We start from the raw sequence: 2,340 nt of genomic DNA on the forward strand, positions 1-2,340 counted from the left end.
GCTTTCGGGGGCGGCGGGTCGGTGCTCGCGACACCCTGGCTGATCTATGTCGTCGGCATCGCCGATGTGCATGTCGCGATCGGAACATCCGCCGCCGCCGTCGCGCTCAATGCGCTCGCCGGATTGCTGGGTCAGGCGCGCGCAGGCGCGGTCAAATGGCCCTGCGCCAGCGTGTTCGCCGTGGCGGGGGTGAGCGGCGCCCTGATCGGTGCGCATGTCGCCAAGCAGGTCGATGGCCAGGCGCTGCTCGGCTGGTTCGCGATTGCCATGGCGCTGGTGGCGCTGTCGATGATGCGCGCCCCGCGCAGCACCGGTGATCCGCTGGTACGGCTCGATGCCGCGCGCACGATGAAGCTCGCGCCGATCGGTCTGCTGGTCGGGCTGGCGGCCGGATTTTTCGGCATTGGTGGGGGCTTCCTGATCGCGCCGGGGCTGATGGCGGCGACCGGGATGACGCTGTCCAATGCCGCCGCCTCGTCGCTGGTTTCGGTGAGCCTGTTCGGCGCATCGACCAGCGCCAGCTATGCGATGTCGGGCCAGATCGATGGAACGATCCTCGCGGCCATGGTGGCGGGCGGCGCACTGGGCACGGTGCCGGGCATTTTCCTGGCGCGGGTGCTGGCGCGCAAGGTGCTCATCGCGCGCCGACTGTTTGCGGCGATGGTGCTGCTGGTGGCGCTGCTCGTACTGTGGAATGTGCTCGCGGCATAAGCGATCACGAACTGCTGTCGTCAGCGGAACTCGGCTCGGCCTGCGCACTGCCCCGGTCCAGCAGCTTGCGCGCCAGATCAGCGAGCTGGGTATCGTGCGGGTGGTTGAGCAGCGGGGCAAGGGTCGTCTCAGCAGCCTGCTTGTCGCCGGTGCGGATGAAGTAATCCGCCAGCGTCAGCCGGTTGCCCGTATCATAAGGCGCCAGCTGCAGCGCCTTTCGCAGGCCCTGGACGGCCATCTCGGGCGGCTTCTTTCCCTCTGCCGCATAGCTGCGAAAGAAATAGGCCAGGGGGATGGGGTTGTCGTTCTCGATCCGATTGGCGGCCGAGATCGCCGCGCGCACCTTGGGCCAGAGCGCGTCGTCATCCCCAGCCTTGCGAAACAGCGCATATATCTTCTGGATCATCGCGCCCACGGCCTGCGGGTTCTTTGCGATCGCCTTGTCCGCAGCCGCGATGGCAGCCTCGTCGTTGCCCGCATCGAACTCCGCCTCGGCGAGCGCGCTGAGCACGAAGGCATCGTCGGGATATTGTGCCGCCACCTTCTGCGCGTCCGCCAGAACCTCGGGCGCGGTTTCCTCGTTCACGCCGCGTTTCGACCGCATCATGACCGGTAGAATGGCGGCTTCGCCCTTGCCGAGCATGCGGATCGCGATCGGCGCGCTGGCGATCTTGCTTGCGCCCAGATTGAGATAAGTCAGCCGACGCCGTTTCATATAGGCGCCCAGTTCCTTGTCGAGCACGCCCAGATCGCCAAAGGCCTGGGTCGCTGCGGCCTCTTCGCCTTCGCCGGCGTTGATGCGCTGGAGATAATGGGCCATCTGGCCGGCGCGCGCTTCGGAAAAGGTGAGGTAGTGGAACAGCAGCCAGCTGCGTCCATAAAAGGCGTCGTAACGCTTGGAGGCATTTTCCCGGTATTTTCGGGTGCTCAGCAGCATGTCGAGCGGAACTTCCTGGGCCAGCGCCAGTTCGGCCGCGCGATGATCGGCCGGAAGTCCCAGGCCGACGCCGCCCGCGCTATCGAACTTCGCGGTGGAATAGAATTCGGCAAAGCCTTCCTGCAGCCAGAGCGGCGGGGAACCTGCGAACACGCTGAACATGAAATGATGCGCATATTCGTGCAGCAATATCTGCTCGCCCTGCGACACGCGGTCGCTCTGGCTATTGTCATCGACCCGCGGGACGAACGCCACCGACCCGCCGGCGCGCGACTGGTAGAAGCCCAGCACATAGCGGTTGTTGGTGCCCATCAGCTTGCGCACCTGATTGGCGTCGCGCACGACGAACACGGTCAGCCGATTCGAGGGCGAAGTCGCTTCTTCGGGCAGCTTGTAGATATAGCGCATCGCCGAACGGTACCGCTCGAGCATGTCGGTGAATTCGCGAATGTCGCCTTCGCTCTGATCGGCATAGACCAGAAAATTGGGGCTCGAGGCTTCGCGCCATTCGGCCCTGGCCGGGGCAGCGGCGACCCAGACCATCGACAGGATGAACGCCATCCGCCGCAACGCAACCCGCACCATCATCGCTCTCCCCAGAACAGGGGCCGAGGCTAGGCAGATGCCAAACCGCCCGCAATCCCCCAAACATGGGGGACGCGGGCGGCTGCTCCCGAGCGGGCGGGGGAGGG

Annotated in this window: 2 protein-coding genes; one reads left to right on the forward strand and one right to left on the reverse strand. The window is 65.6% G+C overall.

Features of this window, described 5'->3' with window-relative positions:
• Window positions 1-711 (forward strand): sulfite exporter TauE/SafE family protein (locus tag AX735_RS18775; RefSeq protein WP_066283334.1); only part of this gene is annotated, 711 nt, incomplete at its 5' end.
• Window positions 712-715: 4 nt separating this feature from the next.
• Here AX735_RS18775 and AX735_RS18780 read toward each other — a convergent pair.
• Window positions 716-2,236, reverse strand: a complete 1,521-nt coding sequence (locus AX735_RS18780; protein ID WP_066283337.1) for a DUF1570 domain-containing protein — start codon at window positions 2,234-2,236, stop codon at window positions 716-718.
• Window positions 2,237-2,340 lie beyond the last annotated feature (104 nt).

It is taken from the genome of Blastomonas sp. CCH1-A6 (genome assembly GCF_001556365.1).
In the GTDB taxonomy this organism is placed as follows: domain Bacteria; phylum Pseudomonadota; class Alphaproteobacteria; order Sphingomonadales; family Sphingomonadaceae; genus Blastomonas; species Blastomonas ursincola.